The organism is Candidatus Krumholzibacteriota bacterium (assembly GCA_016931295.1).
In the GTDB taxonomy this organism is placed as follows: domain Bacteria; phylum Krumholzibacteriota; class Krumholzibacteriia; order Krumholzibacteriales; family Krumholzibacteriaceae; genus JAFGEZ01.
Window position 1 is genome coordinate 1 of sequence record JAFGEZ010000037.1, and the last position, 23,633, is coordinate 23,633.

At 68.9% G+C, this 23,633-nt stretch carries 13 protein-coding genes; 4 read left to right on the forward strand and 9 right to left on the reverse strand.

Features of this window, described 5'->3' with window-relative positions; genetic code table 11:
- Positions 1 to 290 precede the first annotated feature (290 nt).
- From JW876_09650 to JW876_09660, 3 genes are all read right to left on the reverse strand, one after another.
- A complete protein-coding gene (locus tag JW876_09650) occupies positions 291 to 1,280 on the reverse strand; it encodes an integron integrase (GenBank protein MBN1885769.1) in 990 nt (329 codons plus the stop codon).
- An 87-nt stretch (positions 1,281 to 1,367) separates the two neighbouring features.
- Entirely contained in the window at positions 1,368 to 1,571 is a 204-nt protein-coding gene (locus tag JW876_09655; protein MBN1885770.1) for a dodecin domain-containing protein, read from the reverse strand.
- Between the two features lie 92 nt (positions 1,572 to 1,663).
- Entirely contained in the window at positions 1,664 to 4,699 is a 3,036-nt protein-coding gene (locus JW876_09660; protein ID MBN1885771.1) for an alpha-glucosidase C-terminal domain-containing protein, read from the reverse strand.
- A gap of 176 nt (positions 4,700 to 4,875) precedes the next feature.
- Between JW876_09660 and JW876_09665 the strand changes: the two genes are divergently transcribed.
- From JW876_09665 to JW876_09675, 3 genes are all read left to right on the forward strand, one after another.
- Complete coding sequence (locus tag JW876_09665; protein ID MBN1885772.1) at positions 4,876 to 6,489, forward strand: hypothetical protein; 1,614 nt, start codon at positions 4,876 to 4,878, stop codon at positions 6,487 to 6,489.
- Positions 6,490 to 6,646: 157 nt separating this feature from the next.
- On the forward strand, positions 6,647 to 9,469 hold the full coding sequence (locus JW876_09670) for a T9SS type A sorting domain-containing protein (protein ID MBN1885773.1): 2,823 nt from the start codon (positions 6,647 to 6,649) through the stop codon (positions 9,467 to 9,469).
- 55 nt (positions 9,470 to 9,524) lie between these two features.
- Entirely contained in the window at positions 9,525 to 10,424 is a 900-nt protein-coding gene (locus JW876_09675) for an NAD(+)/NADH kinase (GenBank protein ID MBN1885774.1), read from the forward strand.
- A 130-nt stretch (positions 10,425 to 10,554) separates the two neighbouring features.
- Here the strand turns inward: JW876_09675 and JW876_09680 are convergent, their stop codons facing one another.
- The 3 genes from JW876_09680 to JW876_09690 all read right to left on the reverse strand — a co-directional run bounded on the left by JW876_09680 (position 10,555) and on the right by JW876_09690 (position 18,318).
- Positions 10,555 to 12,957, reverse strand: a complete 2,403-nt coding sequence (locus JW876_09680; GenBank protein MBN1885775.1) for a T9SS type A sorting domain-containing protein — start codon at positions 12,955 to 12,957, stop codon at positions 10,555 to 10,557.
- A 90-nt stretch (positions 12,958 to 13,047) separates the two neighbouring features.
- Positions 13,048 to 17,349: a hypothetical protein gene (locus JW876_09685; GenBank protein ID MBN1885776.1), complete on the reverse strand. Its 4,302-nt coding sequence runs from the start codon at positions 17,347 to 17,349 to the stop codon at positions 13,048 to 13,050.
- Between the two features lie 117 nt (positions 17,350 to 17,466).
- Positions 17,467 to 18,318, reverse strand: a complete 852-nt coding sequence (locus tag JW876_09690) for a hypothetical protein (protein MBN1885777.1) — start codon at positions 18,316 to 18,318, stop codon at positions 17,467 to 17,469.
- A 326-nt stretch (positions 18,319 to 18,644) separates the two neighbouring features.
- Here JW876_09690 and JW876_09695 point away from each other — a divergent pair, with 326 nt between their 5' ends.
- Positions 18,645 to 19,865 (forward strand): serpin family protein, encoded by a 1,221-nt coding sequence (locus JW876_09695; GenBank protein ID MBN1885778.1) that lies wholly within the window; start codon positions 18,645 to 18,647, stop codon positions 19,863 to 19,865.
- A gap of 28 nt (positions 19,866 to 19,893) precedes the next feature.
- Here the strand turns inward: JW876_09695 and obgE are convergent, their stop codons facing one another.
- The 3 genes from obgE to JW876_09710 all read right to left on the reverse strand — a co-directional run bounded on the left by obgE (position 19,894) and on the right by JW876_09710 (position 23,594).
- Complete coding sequence (gene obgE / locus JW876_09700; GenBank protein MBN1885779.1) at positions 19,894 to 20,943, reverse strand: GTPase ObgE; 1,050 nt, start codon at positions 20,941 to 20,943, stop codon at positions 19,894 to 19,896.
- Positions 20,940 to 22,307, reverse strand: a complete 1,368-nt coding sequence (locus JW876_09705; protein MBN1885780.1) for an FAD-binding protein — start codon at positions 22,305 to 22,307, stop codon at positions 20,940 to 20,942. The genes obgE and JW876_09705 overlap by 4 nt, the downstream gene beginning before the upstream one ends.
- A 93-nt stretch (positions 22,308 to 22,400) precedes the next feature.
- Complete coding sequence (locus JW876_09710) at positions 22,401 to 23,594, reverse strand: pyridoxal phosphate-dependent aminotransferase (GenBank protein MBN1885781.1); 1,194 nt, start codon at positions 23,592 to 23,594, stop codon at positions 22,401 to 22,403.
- Between the last annotated feature and the right edge of the window lie 39 nt (positions 23,595 to 23,633).

Sequence of the window (23,633 nt, forward strand, 5' to 3'; positions counted from 1 at the left end):
CGCTGGATGGCCGGCGCGAAGCGCCGGGCAGACAGCGGATGGGAATCCGCAGCGCCGATGGCGCGGCGCGAAGCGTCCGCGCCATCGTAAAGTAGACAGAACTATGTATGCAGATTAGCAGCCCCCAGATGCCGGATAAATATATCACACTTTTAGGAAAATATGGGCAACATATTTAGAATCATGCGAAAATCCCGCGTGTATCCGATCGTTGACGCTTGTTAGACTGCGAAATCCTACAGTCTAATCCATTTATCCTAGCGCGGCATCGTGTACGTAATCCTCGTCGATTACTGTCGCCTTTCATCCTTGTTCTCCTGCATCGCATCCAGGGGACTTCTGACCGCGCGTCCCCCCTTGTTCAGCACGTGCGTGTAGATCATCGTGGTGCTTACATCCTTGTGACCGAGGAGTTCCTGGATCGTCCGGATGTCGTACCCGTCCTCGAGCAGGTGGGTGGCGAACGAATGCCTCAGGGTATGGCAGCTCGCCGGTTTCGCGATTCCCGACTCCCTGACGGCCGCCTTGAACGCCCGCTGGACCACGGACTCGTGGATATGATGCCGCCTGCGCACACCGTGGTCGTGATCGACATACATGCGCGTCGCCGGGAATACCCACTGCCAGCCGGGTTCCGATGACGCATTCGGATATTTCCGATCGAGCGCCAACGGCAGTACGACCGTCCCGCATCCATGGATCATATCGACCGCGTGTTGCTCCCGGACACGGTCCACCTGCCGGCGCAGGGGCCCGGCAAGCGTGCCGGGCAGCACCGTTCGCCGATCCTTCCGCCCCTTGCCGTCCCGCACGGTGATCTGGCTTTTCTCGAACTCAACGTCCTGTATCCGCAGCCGGCAGCATTCTAGGAGCCGCAGTCCCGCGCCGTACATCAGGGACGCCATGAGCCATGGCAGCCCGTACATCCGATCGATCACGAGGCGGACCTCGCGTTTCGTCATGACCACCGGCACCCGGATGGGGCGTTTCGCCCGCACGATGCCGTCCATCCATGCGAGCTCGATGCCGAGCACCTTCCTGTAGAGGAAGAGGATGGCGCTCAGGGCCTGGTTCTGCGTGGAGGCGCTGACGCGACGGCGAACGGCGAGCCATGAGAGAAAGGCCGTGATCTCCTTCTCCCCCATCGTCTCCGGATGGCGCTTGCCGTGAAAGAGGATGAACCTGCGGATCCAGCCGATGTAACTCTTCTCGGTCCGCCTGCTGTAGTGCTTCGTCCGGATCGCCTCCCGCACCCGGTCGAGCAAGGCCGATCGTCCCATCATCCACCACCCCTCCCAAAGAAAACGCCGGCGGGGGCCCGCCCCCCGCCGGCGCTCGATATATCCACTCGTTTCGGTGCGGTCGCGCTAGTCCTTCAGCACGAAGGTCACCTTCATGTCGACCCGGTACTCGGTGATCCTGCCATCCTTGCAGACGACCTTCTGCCCCTTGACCCACGCGCCCTCGATCTGCTCGAGGGTCTTGCTGGCCCGCGCGATGCCCTCCTTGACGGCATCCTCGAAGCTCTTCGGGGACGAGGCGCTGATCTCGGTCACCTTTGCCACAGACATGACATCCCTCCTGTCTCGTGGGTTTCCGGAAGCGTCGGTACCTCCATAACGCGTTCTGTCTTTCCCGCCGGGCGAGCGGCGGGCGGCGGCCGCTACTGCTGCACCAGCACCGCCCCGGTGAGCCCCTCGAGCGAGATCGCGATGTCGCCGCCCGCCACCTCGTACGCGGCGCCGCCGTTGAGCTCGTCGGCGAAGCGGTCGCCGTCGCCGAATCCGAGCTCGGCAACCGGCACCGTGATCTCCATCGCGCCCGGATCGTTGTTGAGGACGACGAGGATGCGGTTCGCCTCGTCCTCGCGCACGTAGGCGTAGACCTTCCCCTCGGCCAGCGCCGTGTGGAACGCGCCGGTACGAAGCGCCGGATACGCGTGACGGAGACCCGTCACCGCCGTGTAGTAGTCGTGTATCGCCGTGCGCTTGGGGCTCTCCTCCCAGCCCCACGGGAAGGGTCGCCGGCAGTCGGGATCCTTGCCGCCGCGCAGCCCCACCTCGTCGCCGTAGTAGATCTGCGGGATCCCCACGTAGGTCATCTGGAAGAGCGCCGCGAGCATGAGCCGCCGGTCGTTGTTGCCGGCGAGCGTGAGGAACCGCTCGGTGTCGTGGCTGTCGATGAGGTTCATCATCACCTGGACGGCCTGTTTCGGGTAGACGCTCCGTCCCGGGGCGAGGTCGCGGTCGAGGTCGGCCGCCGTGCCGATCCCCTGCCCGAAGAACTTCAGCGCCGGATCGCGGAAGAACTTGTAGTTCATCGTCGAGTGGAAGCAGCGGGGGCCGAGCCACGGCATCGCGTTGCCCCAGATCTCGCCGATGAGGAAGGCGTCGGGCTTCACCGCGTCCACCCGCTCGCGGAAGAGCCGCCAGAACCAGAAGGGCACCTCGTTCGGCACGTCGAGCCGGAAGCCGTCGATGTCGAACTCGCCGAGCCAGCGGTCGGCCACCGAGAGCACGTATTCCACGAGGGCCTCGTTGGGCTTCGCGTCGGCGATGTCGGTGATCGCGTTCTCCTGCGCGTTCGGCCTGGAGAGGTCGTAGTTGAGGTTCGGATGGATCCCGAAGCCCCACCAGCAGTCGTAGTAGTCGAGCGGGTTGGGGATCGGCCCGTCGGGGAGCGGCCAGCGCTTCCACTCGTACCAGTTCCAGTACTTCGATTCGCGGCCCTTCTCGCGCCCGTCGATGAAGGCGAAATGCCAGTCGCCGGTGTGGTTGAAGGCCATGTCGACGACGACGCGGATCCCCCGCGCGTGCGCCTCCCGGACGAAGGTCTTGAAGGTGGCGTCGTCGGCGAAGTGCGGATCGATCGCGAGGTAGTCCATCGGGTCGTACTTGTGGTTGCTGCGCGCCTGGTTGAGCGGGTTGAAATAGATGATCGTGACGCCCAGGTCGCGCAGGTAGTCGAGCTTCTCCGTGACGCCGGCGATGTCGCCGCCGTAGAAGGAGTAGTAGTCGGGCTTGCCGTCGGTGCGATAGGGGCTCCGCTGGAGCCCGCCGATGTTCTCCCACTGGGTGACGAGGTGGAAATACTCGCCGTTCGTCTTCCCGCTCGCCGGCAGGGTGTTGGCCCCCGCGTAGTATGGTTCGGTGAAATCGGGATCGTTCGACGTGTCGCCGTTCCGGAACCGCTCGGGGAAGATCTGGTAGAAGACGCCGTTCTTCGCCCAGTCGGGGGTGAAGAATGCGGGCACGGTCTCGGGGGAGTAGACGAACATCTCCCCGGCCGCCGGCTTACCGCTCGCGAACCCGCCGGCCGCGGCGAAGAAGTGGACGCCGCCGTCGACGTAGTCGAAGGCGAAGCGGATCGTCGAGGAGACCGGCACGTCGAGAACGGCGCGGTAGTAGGTGTAGACGACGTCCTCCGCCTCGGGAAGCATGTCGACGATCTGCTCCCCACCGCCGTCGACCGCGTAGAGGAGCTGGACGTGCTCGACGTCGCCGGTGTGCGCGCGGGCCTTGAACTCGATCGCTTCCTCGCTCAGCGGGTTCACCGTCGAATAGTCGAGCGCGATGGCGAGGTCGCCCGTCATCATCTCGCCGTCGCCCTCCTCGATCGAGACGTCCTCGTAGGAGGCGTCCACCGCGATCACCGAGTTCCTGCCGCCGAAGCCGTCGTCGGCGAAGTCGGCCGCCGCCTCGTCGGTGAGCCACGTGCCGTCGACGACGAACTTGTACTGGTAGGTGCCCGGCGCGAGGAGGAGCGTCGTCTCGTAGACGCCGTCGCCGTCCTCGTCGCTCATCCGGGTCTTCGAGTCGTTCCAGTCGTTGAAGGAGCCGGCGAGGAAGACGTTCGCGACGCCGCCGATCACGGGCTGGAAGCTGAACGTGACCTGCTTGAGCCCCTCGCCCCCCCCGGCGGCCGGGGCCGCCGCGCTTCCCCCGCCCGCCCCGGCGACGACGCCACCCTCGGGCGAGGCGACGGGCACGTAAAGAACGGAGTTCTTGCCGCCGAAGCCGTCGTCGGCGAACTCGGCCGCCGTCTCGTCGGTGAGCCAGGAGCCGTCCTTGACGAACTTGTACTCGTAGCGTCCCGGGGCCAGCTCGGTGCGCCACTCGTAGACGCCGTCGCCGTCGTCGTCGGCCATCCGGTCGCGCCCGGGATCCCAGTCGTTGAAGGAGCCGGCCACGTAGATGTTCGAGCCGGCCGCCGCCTCGAAGACGAAGCGGACCGGCACGGCGCCGCCCGCGGAAGCCGAAGCGGGCGCGGCGGCCGGAGCGCTTTCGGCCGCGGCCCCGCCGCCCCCCTCGCCGATACCGACGGCGAGCTCCTCCGCACCGTCGGGCACGTCGACGACGGAGTTCTTCCCGCCGTAGCCGTCGTCCACGGAGGCCGCCGCGTGCGGGTCCTCTTTCCACGTGCCGCCGTCGATGACGTACTTGTACTGGTACTGCCCCGGCGCGAGGGCGAGCGTGATCATCCAGATCCCGTCGCCGTCGAGGTCTGCCATGGCGTCCTGCGACGTGCTCCATCCGTTGAAGGAGCCGGCGAGGTGGACCGTGCCGGGCCGGCCATCCGGCCTGAACGTGAAGGTGACCCGCGTTTCCGCCGCCGACGCGTCGGCGGCGACGAGGCCAATCGCCAGCAGGGCGACGATCAGCAGGACGGGCAACAGTTTCCTCGAGGCGGATGCGCCCATGTCATCCCTCCGTGGTTGAGATTCGGGTGATTCCGTTGTCGTCGTGACTCTCCGTACCCCTCGCCCGGATTGTATCGGGCCGCCGGGCCCCTGACAAGCCGAAAGAGATGCTTGTCCTCGACGGCGAAATCGTGGAAAATGGTGGCCGACCCTCACCACAAACAGGGAGGCATCCCATGCGCAACGGCTCGATCCGTCGATCGGCCGCGCTTGTCGCGGCGATCGCCACGGCCACGCTCCTTTTCTCCTGCAGCGACGACGGCGGAGGCGTCGACACCGACGGCGACGGGGACGGCAGCGGCGTCGTGTGGTTCGTCGACGTGAACGCCACCGGCGCCGGCACCGGCACATCCTGGGCCGACGCCTTCACCGATCCGCAGTCCGCCATCGATGCCGCCTCCGCGTGGGACTCCGTGTGGGTGGCCGAGGGCGTCTACCTGCACGCCGGCCACGACAGCGTTCCCGTCCTGCGGCTCGCCCCGGACGTCGTCGTTCTCGGCGGCTTCCAGGGCGTCGAGACAGCCGCCGTCGAGCGCGTCCCCGGCGTCTACGAGGCCGTCCTCGACGGCGCGGACGCGGCGTGGCACGTCGTCGTCGGCGCGGAGGGAGCCGTTTTCGACGGCTTCACGATCCAGGGCGGAAACGCCGACGGCACGGGCGTGGATCGGCGCGGCGGCGGCGTCCACCTCTCCGGCGTGGGGATGCGGATCGCAAACTGCGTCATCCGGAACAACTCGGCCGACCAGGCGGGCGGCGGGCTCTCCGCGTGGAACGACCGGTCGCTGGTCATCGGCTGCCGGTTCACCGCCAACACGATGCCCCAGGAGAGCGGCCTCGGCGGCGGTGGCTGCTTCCTCTCCGGCTGCGAGACGGAAGTCAACGGCTGCACCTTCGACCTGAACGAGACGGAGACCGACGGGGGCGCCCTCTGCATCGACGAGGGATCTCCCACCGTCCTCTGGTGCCGGCTCGAGCTGAACACGGCGAGCTCGGGCGGCGCGGTCCACGTCGACGGCGCCAACTCATCGAACAACCACCCGATCTTCTCCGGCTGCCTGTTCGAGGGGAACTCGGCCACCTACGGCGGCGGCGTCGATCTTTTCGAGTGCGTCGTCACCATCGACAACTGCACCTTCGGCGAGAACGTCGTCCTGCAGGGCGGGGGCGCGATCTACGCCAACCGCTCGACGCCGGCGATCAGCAACACGGGCTTCTTCGCGAACGACGGCACGAACAGCACGGGCGGCGTCTTCCTGCTCTCGCATTTCGGCGCCTTGCGGGCGACGATCCACAACTGCATCTTCGTGGACAACCGGTCGACGAATGGATGGGGCGGCGGCCTGTACTGCCACGGCACGAGCCCGGCGATCACCTCGAGCACGTTCTCGGCGAACCGCTCGCTGAACGGCGGCGGGATCTGCAACTACGAGGCCTTTCCCGAGATCACCGACTGCATCGTCTTCGGCAACATCGACTCCGACGGCGGGGCGAACGACAATCCCGACATGGCGAACATGCAGAACAGCATGCCGATGGTGACCTTCTGCGACATCGGCATCGCCGCGTACGACGGCGTAAACGGCAATTTCAACCTCTCGCCGGTCTTCTGCTCCGGCATATCGGGATCGTATTTCCTCTCGCAGACGGCATGCGGCCAGGCGGCGACGAGCCCCTGCGTGGACGCAGGCTCGAACACGGCCGCCGCGCTCGGCCTCGACTCCCGGACGACGCGCACCGACGGGGTGACCGACACGGGCGCCGTCGACATCGGCTACCACTACGCGCCCTGACCCGCCGCGGGCGGCGGGGGATCCGGTCCCCCGCCGCCCCGTTGATTCATCCCGCCGGATGGGGTATCATTACCGCAACGGGGGGCGCCGGCGGCCAGGCTGCCGGCGGCCGCCCGGTAACGCGACGATCGAACCACACCGGCAAAGCGAGGACACCGTGCACCGCACCCGACGACCGCCCGCGGCCGCGCTCATCGCGCTCCTCCTGGCGGGCACGGCTGCGGCCGCGCCGGTCCACACGACCTACCTCTGGCACATGCACCAGCCGATCTACTGGCCCGACCGCTCCGCGTGGACGCCCGCGCGCTACGAGACGGCCTACGAGACGATCACGCTCGGCCACTCGGAGAACGACGTCTTCTCGATCTTCGACAAGGACGACCGCGTCCACGACTACCAGGACTACCCGCGGACGGCCGTCTCCTCGATCCTCGACCTTCCCGACGCCGGGGCCCAGGTCTCCTTCGCCGCCGCCCTCGCCGAGAACGTCGGCAGCCTCGCCGCCGCCGGCTGGAACGGCGGGCGATACGCCCCCGCGTGGTACGCCCCCTACCGCGAGGCCCGCTCCTGGACGACATCGGGCGGCCGGCCGCGTCTCGAACCGGTCATCGTCGCCGCCCACCACCCGATCGCCCCGCTCATGGACGAGCGGGCCCTCGCGATGGAGCTCGCCGTGGCGAAGGCCGCCTACGCCGCGGCCTGGGGCGACTCGGCATATTCGCTCGGTTTCTTCCCCGCCGAGATGTGCTTCTCCGAGCGGATGATCCCCGCGCTCGTTGCGGCGGGGATCGAGTGGACGATCGTCGCCGACATCCACCTCTCGCGCGCCTGCGCCGACTACCCCTGGCAGGCGAACGAGGACAACTGCGACCCGCCGAACCCCGCCGACCGAATCAACCCCGCTCGGGGGTACTACGAGTCGATCTCGATCAGCCGGGGCGTCACGGTGAAGACGCCGCCCCCCTGGGGCTTCCGCCCCCACCGGGCCCGGTGGGTCGACCCGGAGACGGGCGCCGCCGCCGAGATCGTCGTCGTCCCGGCGGCGAACGCGATGAGCTGGAACGAGGGCTACGGCCTCTACGGCACCGGCGAGGTCGACGCGATCGCCCCGTACAACGACCCGTCGCACCCGATGCTCGTCCTCTTCGCCCACGACGGCGACAACGCGTGGTCGGGCGGGTACTCCTACTACAACGAGAACGTCACCGGCTTCAGCCACGCCGCCGCGGCGAAGGGCTACGAGCCGACGACCGTCGCCGAGTACCTCGCCGACCATCCGCCGGCAACCGGCGACTACGTCCACGTGGAGGACGGCGGCTGGGTCAACGCCGACGGCGACTTCGGCTCGCCGCAGTTCATCAACTGGAACTGGCCCCTCTTCGACGCCGCGGGCGTCTTCGACATCCCCGGCGGCTGGGCAGAGGACGAGCGCAACTGGGCCGTGCTGACCGCCGCGCAGAACCGCGTGGAGACGGCCGAGGCCCTCGCCGGCGCGGCGCCCGATCCGGCGCGCGTGTGGAATCCGGCCGCGCCGGGGGCCACCGACGTCGAGAAGGCGTGGCACCACCTCCTCTCCGGCTACGAGAGCGGCTACATGTACTACGGCACCTCCCTCGACATGGAGATCAAGGCCACCCTCGCCGCGAACGCCGCGCTCCTCTACGCCGAACCGATCATCGCCGCCGCCGGCGAGGCCGACCCGGTTTCCCCGACGATCTGGCTGCCGCAGCGCCTCCCGTGGAACCCCGGCGGCCGCGGGGGCGGCTCGCTCTGGGGCTACCCCGGCGGCGACGGCGCCCCGATGCCGAGCGACTTCCACGTGTGGACCTTCGTCCACGACGTCTCGGGGCTCGCCCGCGTCGACCTCCGCTACCGGATCGACGTGGACGGCGAGAACCCGATGACGAGCGACCAGAACGAGACCTTCGCCGGCGGGCCGGAAGTGGGATCGTGGCAGACGCTGCCGATGAACCGCCGCGTCTTCCCCGCGGAAAACGTGCACAACGACCCCTCGATAGACTTCACGGTGATGCCGGACCGGATCGCCGACCAGTACTGGGCCGAGATGACCGGCTTCGACGAGGTCCTCATCGACTACTTCGTCGAGGCGGAGGACTCCTCGGGAAACGTCGAGCGATCGCCGATCCAGCACGTGTGGGTCGGTGTCGCCGTCGCCGAGCCCGACCACGTCATCGACGGCGACCTCGACGGCGGCGCGGTCCTCGCGGCGGAGAACAACGAAATCCATCTCTACGCCGACTGGGACGGCGAGTTCCTCTACGTGGCGATGGAGGGGGTCGGCGCCGACCTCCTCGGCGACCACTTCGTCCTCGTGGGCACCGCCCTCGCCCCGCCCGTTTCGGCGCCCTGGGCGAAGAGCGGCACGGTGGCCGGCCGCATGCTCTTTCTCGCGGGCGAGGACGACAACAACTGGTGCGGATGGTTCGACGCCGGCGAGTCGGTCCTCTCGGGGAGCGTCGCCTGCGCCTCGGCCAGCTGGCTCGAGGGGACGGTGCGCCTCGCCGACCGGCTCGGCGAACCCCTGCCCGACGGCGTCTGGCTCGCCGCGGTCGCCTACGCCACACCGGACGGCGGCCCCCTCGCCGCGCAGGCGCCGGCGGGAAACGCAGACGGCGACGTCGACGCCGCCGAGTACGTGTGGCTGCCCCTCTCGGTGACGGCCGCCGACCCGGCGCTGCCGGCCGCGCCGACGCTCGCGCCCCCCTGGCCCAACCCCTTCAACGGAAGCGCGCGGATCGCGTTCACCCTGCCCCGCGGCGGGCGGATCGAGGTGGCGATCCACGACGCGCTCGGCCGAGCAATCCGCCGCCTCGCCGGCGGGTTCCGCGGGGCCGGGCGCCACGAGATCGCCTGGGACGGACGGGACGAAGCGGGCCGCCGCGCCGCCGCCGGCGTCTACTTCGTGAGGCTCTCGGGGGGCGGGGCCCGGCTGAGCCGGAAGATCGTCGTCGTCAGGTAAGACGAACGGGATCGCGAGGCCGCGAGCGGCCGCCGCGAGGAAGGACGGCTCCGACATGGACGGCATGGCCCTCGTCATCATCAACCCCGCCGCCGGCGCGGGCAACGTCGCCGCGGTATGCCGCGCCGTCGAGACGCGCTTCGCGGCCGCGGGCATCCCCGTCGACCTGCGCCTCACCCGCCACGGCGAACGGATCGACGAGACCGTCGCCCGGCTGATCGGGAACGATACGACCCTCGTCGTGGCCGCCGGCGGCGACGGGACGGTCTCGGGCGCGGCGAACGCAGCGGCCGCGCGTGATATCCCCGTCGCGATCATCCCGACCGGCACGGGGAACCTGCTCGCCCGCGAGCTGCACATCCCCCTCGCCGTCGATGAGGCGGCCGCCCTCGCCGCCGAGCCCCCCGGCATCCGCCGGATCGACGCGATGCGGATCGACGGGCGCCTCTACCTTCTCAACGTCGGCGTGGGGATCACCTCCCTCACCGTCCGCGACACCCTCCCCGAGGCGAAGCATCTCATCGGCCGGGCCGCCTACGTCCTGACGGCCCTCGGCAAGCTCCTCGAGACGGAACCGGTCGACATCGACGTCACGGTCGACGAGGAGACCGTCCACGTCCTCTCTCCCGAGGTGACGATCTCGAACAGCGGGATGCTCGGCCGGATGATTTTCCCCGCCGGTCCGCCGGCCAGCATCGACGACGGACTCGTCGACGTCTCCTTCTTCGACACGCCGACGATCCTCCACTACCCCGCGGCGGCGGTCGAGGCCCTCGCCGGCCGCTTCGAACGGTCCCACGCGCGCCTCGTCGGCGCCCGCCGGCGCGTCCGCATCGAGAGCGATCCCTCGCTCCCCGTCCAGGCCGACGGCGAGCTCGTCGGACGCACCCCCGTCGAGGTCGAGGTCCTCGCCGGCGCCGTCGGTATCGTCGCCCCCGCACCGCCGCGCACATAGCGTCTTCGCCGTTCGCCGCCCCCGCCTCTTCCCTGGGAAACCCCAATCACCAAAAACGGCCCCTCCCCGGCATATGAACCGGGAAGGGGCCGCGCCGAGTCACCCGACCCTGCGGACTCGACAGGAAAGGCTACCGGAGCAGGATCATCTTCCTGCTCGCCGCGCGGTCGCCCACGAGCAGCTTGCAGAAGTAGACACCGCTCGCCAGCGCGTTGCCGCCGGCGTCGGTGCCGTCCCAGGCGACGCGCACCTCGCCCGCCTCGACGACGCCGTCGAGGAGGGTGCGCACGAGGCGCCCGTTGACGTCGTAGACGCGCAACATCGCCCGTCCCCGCTCCGGGGCGACGAAGAGGATCGTCGTCGTCGGGTTGAAGGGGTTGGGGAAGTTCTGTCGCAGCACGAAGGGCGCCTGCGGCTGGTCGTCGACGCTCACCACGCAGGTGTTGAAGTAGTCCAGCTCGAGGAGCTGCGGGTTGCCAACGGCGTCGAAGGCGTCGTCGACGAAGACGTACCGGTTCGCCTGCGTCGTGCACTCGTAGGCCGAGTTGAAGAGGTACTTGTACTCGACGTACTTCGCGTGCGAGTCGGGGAAGACGATCGAGAGCGAATATATCCCGTCCCCCGCCGCGGCGTCCGGGGCGACCCCGTCGTCGGCCATCGGGTTGATCGACGGGACGCTCCAGTCGATCACCGGCGGCGCCGTGTTGCCCGGTCCGCCGTTGACGGCCACCGTGTCGCCCGCGCCCGGCTTCACCCAGCGGGTGTCGACGGTGAAGACGACCTCGACGTCGCGGCCGATCGTCGAGCAGCGGTCGTAGTACTGCAGCGGCATCACGATCGGACCGAGCGTGCCGCCGACCGTGTCGTACGCGGCGTCGTTCAGCCACACCTCGCGGTCGTCCTCGCCGATGCACTCGTAGACGTCGTTGTAGAGGTACTTGTAGTTCACCGTCTTGAAGGAGAGCGCCGGGAACCGGACGGCGAGCGCGTAGATCCCGTCGCCGGCCGAGGCGTCCGGGGCGACTCCGTCATCGGCCATCCCGTTCACCGAGGGCACGTCGAAGGTGAGGGGCGCGACGCTCCCGTTGATCGCGACCACGCTGTCGAGGCCGGGATCGTAGGTGTTGAGGTCGACGGTGAAGACGACGTCGATCGCCTTGTCGGTGTAGTCGGCCTCGTTGTAGTCGTCCCAGTACACGTCGATCGTGTCGTAGGCGCTCTCGTCGTTGACGATGTAGATGCGGTTGGGGATCGACTCGTAGATCGAGCACTGGTGGACGAACTTCCACTCGAGCGTCTTCATGGGTCCCGGCGAGGGGTACACGCACTCGCCGTCGAGCGAGAAGTAGGCGAGGAGCTCGTAGACGCCGCCGCCGGTGTCGCTCATGAACGCGTTGTCGCAGAGCGTCCAGGTGAGGGGCGCGATGCCGCCCTCCACGGTGAAGGTATCCACGCCGAAGGAGGTCTGGCCGAGGTGGAATCCCATCCGGCCGCGGAAGAGCAACCCCTTCACGAAGAAGCAGGCGACGTTCGTCGTGTCGTTGTCGACGACGACGTTGCCGTTCAGGTCCTCCACGTCGACGGCCTTCACGCCGAAGTAATCAGCGTCGGGGGCGATCGGGGCGTCGAGGTAGAGCCGGACGCGGCTGGGGAAGACGCCGTCGCGGACGACCGAATCGATCGAGGCGGTCGTGTTGACGAGCGACCAGTTCGACGCGTTCTCCGCCGTCGCCTCGTCGACCGGCTCGCTCCAATCCACGCGGATCACGTCGAGCGCGTCGCCGCCGGCGCCGGGCTCGGCCACGGCGAGCCCGGCGCGCGAGATCGTGGGCGGCTCGCTGTCGCCGGCCGCCTGGACGATGTACATGATCATCGAATCGAGCTCGACGGGCGAACCGGCGTCCCAGGTGGTCCCGCCCGGGGTGCTGAGCTGGAGGTCGTCATTGGCCACGGCGTCGAGCGGGCCCTTCGACGAGCCGTCCTGCGTGGAGATGATCTCGATGTAGATCGTGTCGCCCGCCGAGATGCCGAGGTCGCTCAGGTTGAGGCCGAGCTCCTCGAAGCCGGTGTTGTTGACCCAGCCGAGCGAGCTCGTGCCGCTGTAGAGGAGATCCCAGGAGGAGACGTTCCAGGTGCGCAGCTCCTGCCATGAGTTGTCCATGTTGCAGTAGCAGTGGTAGTCCGGCTTGTGCGGCGCGGTGTTCCAGGCGATCGCGTGTCCCCACGGATCGGTCGTGCCGCCGGCGCCGCCGGTGGAGATGGCGATGCCGACCTGGTTGCCGGTCCAGCCGTCCTTGTCGTACTGGAAGCCGATGTAGAGCTTGTTGACGTCGTTCGTGACGAAGACCGAATCGATGTCGATGGGCACGAGCTCGCAGTCGTACCCGTCGGCGTCGAGCAGGTTTTCGGCGAGAAAATCGTTCGAGCCGTCGACCGCGATCGTCTGCGGCGCCAGGCCGTGTATCGATCCCGCCAGCCCGACGAGCCCCACGAGGGCGATCGCGATCACAAGGGTTGCACGCGTGCGGTTCATCCGTCGCCTCCTCCTTTCGCCGGGAACGCCCCGGCGTGTCCAACGAACGTTGCATCCCGGCTGGCGGCGGGGCGTTCCCCGCCGCGTCGCCTACCTCAGGAGCGCCATCTTGCGCGTCCGGACGTACTCGCCCGCGACGAGCCTGTAGAAATAGATCCCCGACGAGACGCGCCGTCCCCCCTCGTTCCGGCCGTCCCAGGCCGCCTCGTACCGGCCCGGCAGGCGCCGGTCGGCGACGAGGGTCCGCACGAGCCGTCCGCGCACGTCGTAGACGGCGAGCGTCACCGGCACCGCGCCGGCCCGCCCGCTCCCCGCCCTGCCCGGCACCTCGAACCGGATCGTCGTCGCGGGGTTGAAGGGGTTCGGGTAGTTCTGCGCGAGGGCGCCGGCGAAGGCGGCCGGCGTGTCGTCCGATCCGGTGAGCGGGCCGCGGACATACACCCACGAGCCCGGTTCGATCTCGTTGCCGGCGCACGAGACGTCCTTCACGTGGCTCACCGCCACCGAGTGGGCGTAGAGGACGGGCGAGGCGAGGGCGAGCTTGACCGTCGCGCCGTCGGGCTGGAGCGTCGCCGAGAGGACGGCGACGGTGTTCGACGGCACGTTCGTCTGGTAGACGGTGTAGTTCGACGCGACCTCCGCGCCCGCCTCCGCCACCTCCTCGTCGAAGAGGACGTCGACGAGGCTGTCCGAGAGGGCGTCGCGGTGAGCCGAGACGATCGACGGCCCCTCGACGTCCTCCGGGTCGGGGCTGCCGTCTCCGTCGGCGTCGACGACGATCGTGAAGGCGGCGTCGACGACGGGGAGCGCCGCCGAGGCGTTGCTCGGGGCGCTGTCGCCGCCGAGCACCCCGTCCGGTTCGGGATCCCAGCAGATCGAGGCGACGATCGAGATCGAGGCGTTCTCCGGCACGATCCCTTCCCCGAGGCCGTAGAGCAGGTTCCACGGCACGGCCAGCTCGCTCCCGCCGAGATCGCCGCGGTCGTGAACCGCATCGAAGGCGGTGACGACCGAATCGCTGAGATCGGTCGATGCGGTCGCCGTCTCCACGCGGAAGAAGGAGTCGCTGTCGTACTCCCCCTGGTGCTGGTAGCAGCCGTAGTAGTAGTCGGCGCGGAAGCCCGCGGCGGTGAAGACGGCCCCCCGCTCCCAGTGGTCGATCGCGGTGAGATCGGTCTCGCCCCCCGGGCCGCCCGGATCGGTGTCGATGTAGAGGACCCAGCTGTTTTCCGTGACGATCCCGTCGATCGCCACGTAGAGGTAGAGGGAATCCCACGACACGTAGAGCCCGTCGATCTCGTTGGCCGCCGTCCACTCCGAGTCGTTCGAATCGGCCACGGCCAGCTCGCACGCCCCCCACTCCGCCGGGTCGATATAGCCGTCGATCGTGATCGAGGTCTCGGCGCCGTACGCGACGGCGACGTCGTCCGCGTTCGTGAGCGCCGCGCCCCCGACGCCGTTCAGGTCGCTCGCCGCTCCGGCCGCCATCATCAGCTCGAGCGCGCCGGTGTCGAGCGCCTCGAGCGCGGCGGCGTCGGCCGCGGAGAGCTGGAGGGTGATGACGAATCCGTCGGTCGTCTCGACGACCGCCGTCAGGGCGGAGAGGGTCAGCTCGGCGAGGCCGTCGTCGTCGTCGTCGATCGAGACCCCCGTCGGATCGAAGCTCGCGTACCGGGTGACCTGGTTGAACTCGATCCGGAGCCTGTCCGTGCCGGGATAGTAGAGGGCGTCCGTGGCGCGGGGGCCGATCGTGTCGGCGAGGGCCGTGGCGAGCGCCCGGAGCTCGGCGATCTCGCCGTCGGGATCGGGAGCGCCCGTCTGGCCGACCCAGAGCAGGTACTCGAAGACCCCGCTCCCGTAGACCTCGTCGCCCTTCATGATGCGGGCCGAGAAGTCGAGGTTGTGTCCCGCCCCGCCCCCGCCGAGGACGAGGGCCGCCGTGGCGCCGGTGTTGGGATTGCGCTGCCCCATGTACGAGGCGTCCCCCGCCCATACGCGGTCCATCTCGGCGTTCCAGACGAGGTCGACGAGGCCGGGCGAGTAGCCGTTCTTGACGTACTGCGTGACGCCCCCCACCTCGTAGACGACGTCGAGGTACGGCAGCCCCTCGGCGAGGGTCACCGTCTTGACGAGACCGGCGTGGGTGAAGCGCACGGCCACGTCCGGCCCCGCGCCGTCGACGATCTCGATCCCGTAGACGTCGTGCTGGTAGTTCGGTCCGACGTCGCTGAAGCAGCCGACGTGGTTGACGTCGTTGTAGTCGGCCGAGGTCCCCGACCAGTAGGCGTTGTCGACGCCGACGATGGAGAAGCCGTAGCCCGCGCCCTTCGCGAAGACGTTCGTCGCCCGCGCGCCGATCGCCTCGAAGACGGCGAAGAGACGGTCGTTGTGGACGATCACCTCGTCGTAGCCGTCGTTGTCGATGTCGGAGAGGAAGGCGGCGGTCGTCGCGGCGTATTCGCCGTTCGCCCAGTGGGCCGCCTCGGCGTACATGCCGGTGTTCTTGATGTGCGAGGAGTAGTTCAGCTGCCAGCCGGAGATGTCGCCGCCGAGGCCGTCGTGCCAGCCCGTCTCGTGGAGGTTGGTCATGAGGCAGTACCAGCCGGCCTGCGAGATGTCGTTGTCGGGAGCGGCCATGAGGGCGTTGTACGCGTCGTTCCAGAGGGTGCCGAAGTTCTTGCAGTTCCCCCCGCGCCCCGGGTCGCAGTATCCCGAGCCGTCGCCGCCGTTGGCGTAGGGGACGTAGCCGGCCCAGTGCGTGTACCAGCCGTTGTCGCCGCCGCCGTAGCCGCCCGTGCCGCCGATCTCGTTGTACGTGCCGAAGGTGACGTTCATCGTCGTGCCGGTGAAATCGGGATTGGAGACGGCGTCGGCCACCTTCCACACGTGCAGCCAGGCGCTCTCCTCGGCGCACTTGCCGATGAACCAGTCGTAGGTCTCCTTCGCGTTCGGCGTGGCGCTCGCCCAGGAGCCCATCTCGGCGCACGCCTCCCAGTCCTCCGCGAAGAGGACGAAACGGTAGTCGCCGACGCCGGAGTTGGCGATGTCGGTGAGGGTCTGGAGCGCCGCGGCGCCGTTGCCGCCGACGATATCGCCGGTGAAGGAGCGGTCGCGCGGGATCACCTTGAGGGAGGTGCCCGAGATCGTGTGGATCTGGTGGTTGTCGTAGCCCTGGCAGTGGACGTCGTCGTCGAGGATGACGGCCCAGACGCCGTGGGGCACCCAGTCGTCCGACGGATCGTCGTTGACGCCGGCGTTCGGGTAGAACGAGGGGTGGAGCCAGACCCGCTCGGGCACCCACGCCACGCGGGGCACGTAGCCGTAGCGGGTGTTCGTCATCTGCGCCTGGATCTCGACCGACCAGTCGTTCATCGCGTCCTGGACGAAGGGCATCATGTGCTGGCCGTAGGCGGAGGTGACCATCCCGGCCCAGCCGGCCGAGACGCCGGCGGCGAGCCATGCGTTGAAATCCGTCGGGTCGCCGCTGCGGGCGTCCCACTCGGCCGAGGTCTGGAGCGTCGCGCTGAGGTGGAAGTTGCCCGGGATCGAGGTGGCCTCGTGGATCTGGAGCTGCTCGTCGAAGCCGCTCCCGTCGGGGTCGTCCCATCGCCCGTGGAAGACGTCGCTGTAGGCGAGCCCCTGGTTGCCGTGATGGACGAAGGCGCAGTGGGCGTTCCCGCTCGGCGCGAGCGTGTTGCCGAGGAGACGGTCGACGATCTCGCCGTCGACGATCGAGAAAACCTCGGCTCGCATCGGGACGGCGGCCCCCGCCGCGCGTTCGCCGTCGATCGATCGGACAGCGACCCCGTCGCCCGCGCCCGCGGCGAGCGCGAGGGCGCGCGTGCGACGAGTCCGTCCCTCGAAGAACTCCCCGCCCGTCGAGAGGAAGGCGCGCTCGAGGGAACGCCGGCTCTCGAGATCGCCCGCCGCCGCGTAGGCCGCGGCGCGCCGGCCGGGATCGGCGGCGAAGGCGTCGAGCACGACGGCCTCCTCCCAGGCGATCCCCGCCTCGCCCGCCAGCCCGGCGGGAAGCGCGGTTTGCCCGCCCTCGGCGTAGTCGAGAAGGAGGACGACGACGGGTTGGTCGCGGTTGAAGAGATCGACCCCCGAGGCCGGATCGGTCATGCGCACCATGGAGACGCGGAAGTCGACGCCGTCGGCGCCGCCGCCGAGGTAGAGGGCGAGAAGGTCGCCCCCCTCGCGCCCCGCCGGCACGTCGAGGCAGCCGTCGATGCCGGCGACCTGGCCGTGCTCCCAGGCGATCGGCGCGATCTCGCCCGCGCCGGCGAGGAGAAGATAGCGGCCGGGAACCGCATCCGGCTCCCCGGTCAGCGACGCCACGAGCACCGGCGCCGCGAAAACCAGTGCGGCGTACAGGATACCTCTCTTCATGCTCTCTCCGGGTTGTTGTGGTTGTCCGCCCCCGGGGCGGGGCGCCCCTTCATGCAAAGGGGGGATACCCCCACGTGGCGCGCACAGGTATCCCCCGAACAATTCGCGTACGATCGTCTACCGGTGGATCTGCTTGATCTCACCCCACGTGGACGACTCGGTGCCGATGCCGCAGAGCGGGCAATCGTCGCCGGCGTAGTTGTTCCAGTGGTCGACCCAGGGCACGATCCAGGACGACGCGGTGTCGTCGATCGTCGTCGCCCGGTTGCCGACCCATTCCCAGTCCGCGCAGCCGTTCGCGCGATACTTGTACTGGATGGCGGGATTCGAGCCGGCCGGGAAGACGACGGCCGCCTCGTAGTAGCGCGCACTGTGCACCGGGCAGGGCCGCGCCATGAGAACGCCGCTCCCCCAGGCGCTCAGCGCGGTGGCGTCGCCGGTCACGCAGACGTCGCCGGGATCGGCGATGTACTCCGGGTCCCCCTCGGGCGGGAAGCAGAGCCGGAAGTAGACAGTGACGTCCTGCTGCAGGACCGCCGTGATGTTGAGCTTGAACGGCGGATCGTTGTCGTTCTGGTCCTTGGCGCCGGTGTAGACGGACGCGTCGGTCGAATCGTACCCCTCGCAATAGAACCAGATCTCGGTCTGTCCGACGAGCGCGGCCTGCGGGATCACCGCGGTGTACTCGTCGTTGCTGCCGACGTCGGTGTTGTAGACCATCTCGACAGGCGTGTACGGGCCGCCGTTCGGGCCGTAGTACAGCGTCGCGCCGATACCCGCGCCCTGGCCGGCCTGGTCGGTCACGGTCTCTTTCCAGATCTGGAAGTAGACGCCGATGTCGCCGCCGTCGGTCACGGTGGCGTCATTGACGGGCCAGATGCTGCCCGCCCAGCCGAACGTCGCGTTCGCGACCCCGGCGTACGACGCGAGAACAGCGAAAGCGAGAAGAAGCGTGCACAGTCTCTTCATCTCAACCCCCTCGCGGTAACGAAGTGAAAAGAGCAGAACGTCCGCGGATTCCAGGGTACAGCTACCCCATCCCGGACAGTTTCGAAGCATTTTGGATTATATCACAGATCTGGCACGCGGTCAATCGATTAGACAGGGCGGACTGATCGAGAATCCGCTGGAATGAACGCGCTCAACTCGTTGTCGAAATTACAGCAACGGCCAGCTACGCAAGCGGCGGCGGCATCCTCGCCGCTTTCCGTTGTATAAGAACGTACGGGGCGCTATGATCGTCTCGTTCCCGGTCCAGGGCCCCGGCGAAACCGCCGAAGCGAAGGAGAATCGAGATGAGAAGACCACTGGTCACGTTCACGCTCTGTGTCGCCCTCGCCGCGGCCGTCGCGCCGGGCCACTCCTGCGCCGACGCGCCGGCGCCGGCGACCCCGCCGGCCAGACAAATCGACACCGGCCCGCTGAACAACTTCGCCTTCGACCTCTACGGCGAGCTCGCGCCGGGGGCGATCGACGAGAACGTCTTCGTCTCCCCGACGAGCGTGATGCTGGCCCTGCTCATGACGTACAACGGCGCCGCCGGCGCGACGGCCGATTCGATGGCGGCCGCCCTCCACGTCGACGGCCTGTCCGTCGACGACGCCAACATGATGGCCGCCGGGCTGATGCACAGCCTCCACGGCGCCGGCGACGTCGACGTCGCCGTCGCGAACTCCCTCTGGCTCCTTCCCGGCTTCCCCTTCCGGAAAGACTTTATCGCCCGGGTCGGCGTTTCGTACGACGCGGAGGTCTTCAACGAACTCGACGCCGGCAGGATCAACAGCTGGGTCGATGAGCACACGAAGGGCCGCATCGACCGGATCGTCGACCAGCTCGGCCCCGACGACATCGCCGTCCTCGTCAACGCGATCTGGTTCAAGGGCACGTGGAAAGAGGAGTTCGACCCGGCGCTCACCGGGGAGATGCCCTTCCGGTCCTCCGCCTGCACCGCGGGCGCCGCGCCGCTGATGACCGCGAATCGGAACTTCTCCTACCTCGAGAACGACCTCTTCCAGGCCGTGCATCTTCCCTACGGCGACGGCACGACGGGGATGTACGTCTTCCTCCCCCGCGAGGAAATCGGCCTCGTCGCCTTCCACGACTCCCTCTCCGCGGACCGCTGGAACGGGTGGATGGGCGCCTTCCGCTCCCGGAAGGGCACGTTGCGTCTCCCCCGATTCACCACCGAGTACGAGGCGGTTCTCAACGAGGCCCTGATCGGGCTCGGCATGGGCCTCGCCTTCCATCCCGTCAAGGCCGACTTCAGCCGGATGTGCTCGCTCGAGCGCGGCCCCGTCTCGATCAGCGAGGTCCGGCACAAGAGCTTCGTCGAGGTGAACGAGGAGGGCACCGAGGCGGCGGCGGCCACCTCGGTCCAGATGCGCCTCACCTCGGCCATGCCGATCGATCCACCCTTCGAGATGACCGTCGATCGTCCCTTCTTCTTCGCGATCAGGGACAACATGACCGGCGCGATCCTCTTCATGGGCTCGATCGTCGATCCAAAACAGAACTAATTTGCATGCAGGTGATTACGGTCGTCGCCTAATGTGATTTCTCGCCTGGTGGGGTTGCAGGGGGCTCCGTCGGTCCCGTCGGCTCCGCCTCCGCTGCGACCGCCCGGACGATCCCGTAGAGGTGCGCGACGAGCGGCCGGAGCCCGGCCTTCGCCAAAGCCGAGATGCGGAAGACCGTCTCGCCCTCGTCCGGCTCGAAGGACGGCTCCTCGCCGGGGGCGAGGGCGTCGGTCTTGTTGAGGGCGACGACCCGTGGCCGTTCGAGAAGCGCCGGGCTGTACGAGCCGATCTCGTGGAGGAGCTGCGCGAGGGCCTCGTCCGGCGGCAGCGTCCCCGCCGCGTCGAGGATGAAGAGGAGGACCCGGCAACGTTCGACGTGGCGGAGGAACTCGAAGCCCAGGCCCTTCCCCTCGTGAGCCCCCTCGATGAGACCGGGGATGTCCACCATGCAGAAGCTGGCCTCCTCGTCGACGCGGACGATCCCGAGGACGGGCGAGAGCGTCGAGAAGGGGTAGTCGGCGACGATCGGGTGGGCGTCGCTCACCGAGCGCAGGAGCGTCGATTTGCCGGCGTTGGGGAGCCCGACGAGGCCGACGTCGGCGATGAGCTTCAGGGTGAGGCGGATCGTGCGCTCCTCGCCCGGCCGGCCCCCCGTCGCGCGCCTCGGGGCCTGGTTGCGCGCGGAGCGGAAGTTCCAGTTCCCCTTGCCGCCGCCTCCTCCCCGGGCGATGACGATCTCCGCTCCCGCCTCGACGAGATCGGCGATCGTCTTTCCCGTATCGACATCCTCGACGAGCGTTCCCGGGGGCACCCGCACGACGACCGCATCCCCGCCGCGACCGCTCTTGCGCGCCCCCTGGCCGGGGCGCCCGCTCTCCGCCCGGTAATGCTTGCGGTAGCGAAGGTCGAGAAGCGTGCGCATCTGCGGCTCGACGCGGATGATCACGTCTCCCCCGTCGCCGCCGTCCCCCCCGTCCGGTCCCCCGCGCGGCACGTACTTCTCCCGCCGGAAGGAGACGCACCCGTCGCCTCCCGCGCCGCCGCGGACATGGAGTTCCACCCGGTCGATGAACATCATGCGGCACCCGCCTCGAAATACTTGCCCGGATTGAAGAGGCCCCCGGGGTCCATCGCGCGTGCGATACCGCGCTGCAGCGCGACCGCTTCCGGCGGGAAGAGCACCGGAAGCCAGGGCGCCTTCGTCATCCCGATGCCGTGCTCGCCGCTCAGGGTGCCCCCGAGTCCGACGACGCGGCGGAAGAGCTCGTCGACGAACCGCTCCACCCGCTCCATCTCCTCGCGGCGGCGCCGGTCGGTCATGATGTTGACATGGAGATTGCCGTCGCCGCAATGCCCGAAGATGTAGCAGTCGAGCTGGAGCCGGCCGGCCAGCTCGTGGATGTGCCGTACCGCCTCCTCGAGCCTGCCGAGGGGCAGGGAGACGTCCTCGTTGACCTTCGTCACGCCGCGCCGGGCGAGGCTCGGGCTGATCGAGCGCCGGAGCTCCCAGAGCGCCTCCCGCTCGCCCTCGTTTCGCGCGGTGACGAGGTCGAGCCCGCGATCGCGGCAGAAGCTCTCGAGGAGTCGCTGCTGCCCGGCCACCTCGCGCCGCGGGCCGTCGATCTCGAGGAAGAGCCGGGCGATCCCTTCCCCCGCACCGCCGATCCGCCGGTACTCGCCCACCGTGCGCATCGTCTTCGCGTCGATGAACTCGAGCACGGTCGGCGTGAATCCCGTTCCGAGGAGCTCGGCCGCCGTCCGCATCGCCGCGGCGTCCCCGCCGACAGCGAGAAGCGAGGTCCGGCGGTCCTCGGGGAGGGCGAGAAGGGCGAGCCGCGCCGCGTAGACGAAGCCGAGCGTCCCCTCGCCGCCGACGAGGAGGGCGGCCGGGCCCTCGGCCGGCGTCGTCACCGTCTCTCCCGCCGCGGTGATCCACGTGATGGCGCGCACGTAGCGCCTGGTGACGCCGTAGCGGTACGCGCGGGGGCCGCCGGCGTTCTCGGCGATGTTGCCGCCGATCGTCGACACCTTGAGGCTCGCCGGGTCGGGCGGGTAGAAGAGCCCCCCGGACTCGAGCCGGTCCTGGAGCTCGCGGTTCACGACCCCGCACTCCACCTCCGCCTCGAGACGGTCGCGGTCGACGGCGAGGATGCGGCGCAGGCGCTCGGTCGAGAGGACGAGGCCGCCGCCCGCCGGCACGGAGCCCCCGGAGAACCCGGTGCCGGCGCCGCGGACGAAGAGGGGCACCTCCGCCTCCCCCGCCGCCAGGATCACGCGCCGGGCCTCGTCGAGCGTCGCCGGAAAGGCCACGCCGGCGCAGCGGCCCCGGCGACCGGTGGCATCGAAACCGTAGGCGATGCGGTAGTGCGGCTCCGTGCGGACGGCGATCCCGACGAGTCGGCGGGCGAGGCCGGCCACCCTGCGCGCGAGATCGTCAGTCATGACGGAACCGCCTTCCGGGAACGGCGAGCCGGGCGTCCCGGAGCGCCGCGGATCGGGGGCGGACGGCGCCGCCCCCTTCCGCCGTTTTGCGGATCAACCGGCGTATTTCTTCACGAACCGCTCGAACCGGTCGAGCGCCCCCGTGAGTTCCTCCTCGCTCGCGGCGAAGGAGAAACGGATCATGTCGTCACACCCGAACGGCCCGCCGGGGATCACGAGCAGGCCGTCCTCGGCGAGGAGCTTCTCGCAGAACCCGGTGCTCGTCGAGACGCCGCAGGCGTCGTAGAGGGCCGAAACGTCGACGAAGAAGTAGAAGGCGCCGCCCGGGGCCGGGAAGGAGATCTTCGGGATCCGCAAGAGGCGCTCGCCGAACATCTTCATGCGCTTCTCGAACGCGACGCGCATCATCTCGCGGTCGCCGGCGCCCTTCTCGAGCGCCTCGAGGGCGGTCCACTGGGAGATCGAGTTGGGGCAGCCGGTGGCGTGCGCCTGGTAGGCGGCCATCCGGTAGGCGACCGGCTCGTCGGCGAGGCCGAATCCGATCCGCCAGCCCGTCATCGCGTAGCTCTTCGAGACGCCCGTCACGACCACCGTCTGCGCCTTCAGCTCCGGCATCAGGGTCACCGGGGAGACGTGCTCGACGCCGTCGTAGACGAGGAACTCGTAGATCTCGTCGCTGATAACGGCGATACCGCTGTCCAGGAAGACCCGGCAGAGGGGCTCGAGCTCGGCGCGGCTGTAGACCGTTCCCGCGGGATTGTTCGGCGAGTTGAAGAGGATCGCTTTCGGCGATCCGGCCGCGAGCTCCTTTTCGAGACGTTTTGCCGTGAGCTTGTAGCCGTTCTCCGCCGACAGCTCGACGATCCGCGGACGGGCGCCCACGAGCGACACCATCTCGGGATAGGAAACCCAGTAGGGCGTGGTGATCAGCACCTCGTCGCCCGGATCCGTCACGGCGAAAAGGGCGTTGAAGATCGTGTGCTTGGCGCCGTTCGAGACGACCGTCTCCTTCCATCCGTAGGGCACGCCGAGGCGCTCGGAGTAGAACTCGGCGATCTTCCTGCGCAGCGGCTGGATCCCCGCGGCGGGGGTGTACCGCGTCTGCCCCGTCTCGATGGCCCGGTAGGCACCCTGCTTGATGACGTCGGGGGTGTCGAAATCGGGCTGGCCGGCCGCGAGGCCGATGATGTCCTCGCCCTGCTCCTTCAGCTGGTTGGCCTTGGTGTTCCAGCTCAGGGTGATCGAGGGCTCGACGGTACTCGCCCGTCGGCTGAGGATTCCGGACACGACGATCCCTCCAGAATAAAGGTACGGGCGCGACCGTCC

Excerpts from the sequence above, each read along its gene's own strand:
- JW876_09665 (MBN1885772.1), top strand. The coding sequence starts at position 4,876 with ATGCGCAACGGCTCGATCCGTCGATCGGCCGCGCTTGTCGCGGCGATC.
- JW876_09690 (MBN1885777.1), bottom strand. The coding sequence starts at position 18,318 with ATGAAGAGACTGTGCACGCTTCTTCTCGCTTTCGCTGTTCTCGCGTCG.
- JW876_09680 (MBN1885775.1), bottom strand. The coding sequence starts at position 12,957 with ATGAACCGCACGCGTGCAACCCTTGTGATCGCGATCGCCCTCGTGGGG.
- JW876_09660 (MBN1885771.1), bottom strand. The coding sequence starts at position 4,699 with ATGGGCGCATCCGCCTCGAGGAAACTGTTGCCCGTCCTGCTGATCGTC.
- JW876_09675 (MBN1885774.1), top strand. The coding sequence starts at position 9,525 with ATGGACGGCATGGCCCTCGTCATCATCAACCCCGCCGCCGGCGCGGGC.
- JW876_09695 (MBN1885778.1), top strand. The coding sequence starts at position 18,645 with ATGAGAAGACCACTGGTCACGTTCACGCTCTGTGTCGCCCTCGCCGCG.
- obgE (MBN1885779.1), bottom strand. The coding sequence starts at position 20,943 with ATGATGTTCATCGACCGGGTGGAACTCCATGTCCGCGGCGGCGCGGGA.
- JW876_09655 (MBN1885770.1), bottom strand. The coding sequence starts at position 1,571 with ATGTCTGTGGCAAAGGTGACCGAGATCAGCGCCTCGTCCCCGAAGAGC.
- JW876_09705 (MBN1885780.1), bottom strand. The coding sequence starts at position 22,307 with ATGACTGACGATCTCGCGCGCAGGGTGGCCGGCCTCGCCCGCCGACTC.
- JW876_09685 (MBN1885776.1), bottom strand. The coding sequence starts at position 17,349 with ATGAAGAGAGGTATCCTGTACGCCGCACTGGTTTTCGCGGCGCCGGTG.
- JW876_09650 (MBN1885769.1), bottom strand. The coding sequence starts at position 1,280 with ATGGGACGATCGGCCTTGCTCGACCGGGTGCGGGAGGCGATCCGGACG.